Here is a 5,143-nt window from a genome sequence, read left to right on the forward strand (position 1 = left end):
ACTACCTGAGGAGCTCCCAGTGGTCGGCCGGGCCCACGGACCCGTCGGGGGCGGTGGCCTGGTCCTCGTGACCCCAGCGCGTGAACCCGGCCGACTCGAGGACCGTGTTGCTCGCGAGGTTGTCCGAGGCGGTCTCGGCGACCAGGCGACGCAGTCCCAGCCCGCCCTGCTCGGCGGGGGCGAAGGCGTGACCGACGGCGAGGCGGGCGGCCGTGCGGGCGGCGCCGCGTCCCCGCGCTCGCGGGTGGAGGAAGTAGCCCAGCTCGGCCGTGTCGCCGTCGGCGAGGGTGCCGGCGTGGACGAAGACGAGGACCTCGCCGAGCGCGACGTCGGTGTCCGCGTCGGCGATGCACCAATTGAGGCCGATGCCGCGAGCCATGGAGAACCGGCGGCGCGCGAGCCACTCGTCCCAGCTCTCGAGGGTGGGGATCGCGCGCGACGGCACGAAGTGCGGCGGGTGGTCGGGTGCCTCGACCGACGCGACGTCGTCGTCGCGCCACGCGCGCAGCCGGATCCCGTCGGCCTCGAGGACCGGCGGCACGAGCCAGGCCGCCCGCGGCGCGGCGGGGTCGTCGCGCCCGATCGAGGCGAACCACGCGTCGACGAGGTGCCCCTCGCCATGGGTGACGTGCTCGGGGAGGGTGGTGACGAACTCGTAGCCGGCGGCCCGCGCGACCGCCCACGACGCGAAGTTGCCGACCTCGGCGTACCAGTCGACCCGGCGGCCGCCCTGGTCGAACCACCACTGGTCGACGAGCCGCAGGGCCCGGGCCATGAGCCCCCGCCCGCGCCCGTCGGGGTGGAGGCCGTAGCCGATCTCCGCGCGCGCGCCGGCCCGGGGCCGGAGGTCGATCGTCCCGAGGAAACGGTGCGCGTCGTCGGCGACCTCCTCGAGGGCCCACAGCCGGCCGCCGTCCCCGTCGGCCTGGTCCCAGCCGGCCGCGATGGTGGTGAGCCACTCCTTCGCCATGTCGGCGGTGTAGTCGCGCGGAACCTGCGTCCAGCGCCTGCTCGCCTGGTCGAGGCACTGCTCGACGATGCGGTCGACGTCGTCGGGGGAGTGCGGGCGAAGGCGCACCACGCCGTCGGTGAGACGGGGGACGGAGTCGGGGAACGGCATACGGCATGTCATCACGGATGCCGACGGCCCGGAAACGATTATGCGGGGAGTCGCGTTGGAGTGGGGTGGAGAGCCGCGTCAGGTGCGGCCCCCAGCCGAGGCTCGACTACCCTGAACGGGTCTCGTCGACGTCATCGGCCGAGATCGAACGCGCCCGTTGCAACGAGGAGTCCAACCCGTGGTGAAGATCGTCGAGAAGCTGCTGCGTGCCGGTGAAGGCCGGACGATCAAGAAGCTCGAGAACATCGCCGACCAGGTGAACGCCATCGAGGAGGACTTCGCCGCGATGAGCGACGACGAGCTCCGCGGCATGACGGACGAGTTCCGGGCGCGCCTCGCCGACGGTGAGTCCCTCACCGACATCCTCCCCGAGGCCTTCGCCGCGGTGCGCGAGGCGGGCAAGCGCACCCTCGGCAAGCGCCACTTCGACGTCCAGATCATGGGTGGCGCGGCCCTGCACCTGGGCAACGTCGCGGAGATGAAGACCGGTGAGGGCAAGACGCTCGTCGCGACCCTGCCGTCCTACCTCAACGCCATCGAGGGCAAGGGCGTGCACGTCGTCACGGTCAACGACTACCTCGCCGAGTACCAGGCCGAGCTCATGGGTCGCGTCCACCGTGCCCTCGGCCTCGAGACCGGCTGCATCCTCGCCAACATGACGCCGGACCAGCGGCGCGAGCAGTACGCCAAGGACATCACCTACGGCACCAACAACGAGTTCGGCTTCGACTACCTGCGCGACAACATGGCGTGGTCGACCGAGGAGCTGGTGCAGCGCGGCCACAACTTCGCGATCGTCGACGAGGTCGACTCGATCCTCATCGACGAGGCGCGCACGCCGCTCATCATCTCCGGCCCGGCCGACCAGCCGACGAAGTGGTACGCCGAGTTCGCCAAGGCCGTCATGCACCTCGAGCGCGGTGAGGGCGCCGACCAGATGCGCGGCATCCCGAGCCGGGGCGACTACGAGGTCGACGAGAAGAAGAAGACCGTCGGCGTGCTCGAGCCGGGCATCGAGAAGATCGAGGACTACCTCGGCATCGACAACCTCTACGAGTCCTCCAACACCCCGCTCATCGGCTACCTCAACAACGCGATCAAGGCCAAGGAACTCTTCACCCGCGACAAGGACTACGTCGTCATGGACGGCGAGGTCCTCATCGTCGACGAGCACACCGGTCGCATCCTCAAGGGCCGCCGCTACAACGAGGGCATGCACCAGGCCATCGAGGCCAAGGAGGGCGTGACGATCCAGAACGAGAACCAGACGCTCGCGACGATCACGCTGCAGAACTACTTCCGCATGTACGACACGCTCTCGGGCATGACCGGTACGGCCATGACGGAGGCCGCCGAGCTCAACTCGATCTACGGCCTCGGCGTCGTCCCGATCCGCACCAACCGCCCGATGATCCGCAAGGACCAGGCCGACCTCGTCTACCGGACCGAGGAGGCCAAGTACACCGCCGTCGTCGACGACATCGCCGAGCGCCACGAGAAGGGCCAGCCGGTCCTCGTCGGCACCGTCAGCGTCGAGAAGAGCGAGCACCTCTCCGAGCTGCTGCGCCGCCGCGGCATCCGGCACGCCGTCCTCAACGCCAAGCACCACGAGCGCGAGGCCGCGATCGTCGCCGACGCCGGCCTCAAGGGCGCAGTCACCGTCGCCACGAACATGGCCGGCCGAGGCACCGACATCATGCTCGGTGGCAACCCCGAGTTCATGGCCGTCGCGGACCTCAAGACCCGGGGGCTGGACCCCGTCGAGACCCCGGACGAGTACGAGGCGGCGTGGGACGCGGCCCTCGAGGCGGCCGAGGCGAAGGTGGCGACCGAGCACGAGGAGGTCACCGACCTCGGTGGTCTCTACGTCCTCGGCACCGAGCGGCACGAGTCGCGGCGCATCGACAACCAGCTGCGTGGTCGCTCCGGCCGTCAGGGTGACCCCGGCGAGTCGCGCTTCTACCTGTCCCTCCAGGACAACCTCATGCGGCTGTTCAACGCCGGCATGGTCGACCGGGTCATGAGCTCGACCGGCATGGAGGACGACACCCCGATCGAGTCCAAGATGGTGTCCCGCTCCATCGCCTCCGCGCAGAGCCAGGTCGAGGCGCAGAACTTCGAGATCCGCAAGAACGTCCTCAAGTACGACGACGTCCTCAACCGCCAGCGCACCGTCATCTACGACGAGCGTCGCCGCGTCCTCGAGGGTGAGGACCTCCACGAGCAGATGCGCTACTTCGTCAGCGACGTCATCGGTGGCTACGTCGACGCCGAGACGGCCGGGGGCTTCCCCGAGGACTGGGACCTCGACCGCCTGTGGACCGCGCTGCGGGCCCTGTACCCGGTGTCGCTCACGCAGGAGCAGGTCGTCGAGGCGGCTGGTGGCCGCTCCGGCCTCGACTCCGACACGCTCAAGGAGGAGCTGCTCTCCGACGCCCACCACGCCTACGACGCCCGCGAGGAGCTGCTCGGCAGCGAGGTCATGCGTGAGGTGGAGCGCCGCGTCATGCTGTCGGTCCTGGACCGCAAGTGGCGCGAGCACCTCTACGAGATGGACTACCTCCAGGAGGGCATCGGCCTGCGGGCCATGGCCCAGCGCGACCCGCTCGTCGAGTACCAGCGTGAGGGCTTCCAGCTCTGGCAGGCGATGAACGAGTCGGTCAAGGAGGAGGCGGTCGGTCTCGTCTTCCACGTCGACGTCCAGGTCGACCAGCCCGCGCCCGAGGTGGCCGCCGCCCCGCAGCACGTCTCCGACATGTTCGGTGGGCTCGCGGGCTCGGACGGCTCCCCGGTGGCCGCGGCGGGCGCCGAGGAGCACGACCACGACCACGAGCACACCCACGAGCCCGCCCCGCGGGTCGAGGTGGCCGGCGTCGGCATCGAGCGACCGCGCCAGCCGGCGAAGCTGCACTACACCGCGCCGTCCGAGACCGGCGAGGTCGTCGAGCGCGACGTCGCCGGGAACGGCAGCAGCGGCGGGGCCGGCGGCCTCACCGCCGAGCAGCTCGCGCGGACGCCGAAGAACGCGGCGTGCCCCTGTGGCTCGGGCAAGAAGTTCAAGATGTGCCACGGGGCCAAGGCCTGAGCTCCGGCTCCATCCTCGACTGCGCGTCCCGTCCACGGCCCTGGTGCCGGGACGGGACGCGCAGCCCGTTGCGGCCTCGGACCGTTCCGGCCGCGCTCAGCCGATCTGGAGGGCCTCGACCCGCCACCGGCCGTCCTGACCCGCCAGCCGCAGGGCCATCGCCCGCACCCGCACGCCCTCGCTGACGACGACGCTGCACTCGGCGACGCCGTCGGCGGGCTCGCTCACGTGGACCGTCCGGACCATGGCGCGACGCGCGGCCGACCGCGTCCCCGCCGCACGACGACGGGCGGCGAGGGCTCCGCGACGGGCGATGACGGCATACACCGGAGGAGTGGTCCACCGCAGGACCTGCGGGGCGGGACGCAGTCCCGACATCACCTCGATGATCGCCTGGGCGATCTGCCCCGCCCACGGGCCCGGCTCGGGCAGGTCCGCGCGAGCGGTGCTCTGCGGACCGAACACCTGCTCGTCGCTGGCCACCGCGAGGTCGACGGCCAGCGCGTCCTGGACGTATGCCGGGTGGCCCCTCTCGTCCTCCGCCCGCCGCAGGGCCTCGGCCAGGGGAATGGCCGCGGGGCGATGTGACACCGGCGGCTGGATGGTGACCGGATGCAGGTGCGACGGGACCGTGCGGCTCACTGCTGGTCGGCCCCTGCGTGGTCGGGGCCGGGGACGCGCAGGACCTGCCCGGGGAGGATGAGGTCGGGGTCCGGGCCGACGCGGTCGCGGTTGAGCGCGAACCACCGCCGCCAGGACCGGTCGATCTCGGCGGCGCTCGCGTCGGGTCCGAGGTGGCGGGCGGCGATCGACCAGAGCGAGTCGCCGCGGTGCACGACGACCTCGTCAGCCGTGCCGGCCGCACCGCGGGCGCCGAGGAGGGCGGGGTCGGCCTGCGGGCGGACGCGGGGAGCGGTGGGGGTGAAGCCGGGCGCGGG

4 protein-coding genes are annotated in these 5,143 nt (G+C 71.5%); 1 reads left to right on the plus strand and 3 read right to left on the minus strand.

The window, feature by feature from the left end:
• Window position 1: 1 nt before the first annotated feature.
• Window positions 2-1,120 carry a GNAT family N-acetyltransferase gene (locus N801_RS18515; RefSeq protein WP_035940789.1) on the minus strand — a complete coding sequence of 373 codons (1,119 nt, stop codon included), beginning with the start codon at window positions 1,118-1,120 and terminating at the stop codon, window positions 2-4.
• A 178-nt stretch (window positions 1,121-1,298) separates the two neighbouring features.
• Here N801_RS18515 and secA point away from each other — a divergent pair, with 178 nt between their 5' ends.
• Window positions 1,299-4,205, plus strand: a complete 2,907-nt coding sequence (gene secA, locus N801_RS18520) for a preprotein translocase subunit SecA (RefSeq protein WP_035940790.1) — start codon at window positions 1,299-1,301, stop codon at window positions 4,203-4,205.
• A gap of 96 nt (window positions 4,206-4,301) precedes the next feature.
• Here secA and N801_RS18525 read toward each other — a convergent pair whose 3' ends face one another.
• Window positions 4,302-4,796, minus strand: a complete 495-nt coding sequence (locus tag N801_RS18525) for an Rv3235 family protein (protein WP_245618512.1) — start codon at window positions 4,794-4,796, stop codon at window positions 4,302-4,304.
• A 47-nt stretch (window positions 4,797-4,843) separates the two neighbouring features.
• Window positions 4,844-5,143: LysM peptidoglycan-binding domain-containing protein (locus N801_RS18530; RefSeq protein ID WP_156996914.1), on the minus strand; the 300-nt coding region annotated here is incomplete at its 5' end.

Origin of the sequence: Knoellia aerolata DSM 18566 (genome assembly GCF_000768695.1) — a bacterium.
In the GTDB taxonomy this organism is placed as follows: Bacteria; Actinomycetota; Actinomycetes; order Actinomycetales; family Dermatophilaceae; genus Knoellia; species Knoellia aerolata.

What these genes read in the sequence shown, in the direction of transcription:
- N801_RS18515 (WP_035940789.1), bottom strand. Translation starts at nt 1,120, where the DNA reads ATGCCGTTCCCCGACTCCGTCCCCCGTCTCACCGACGGCGTGGTGCGC.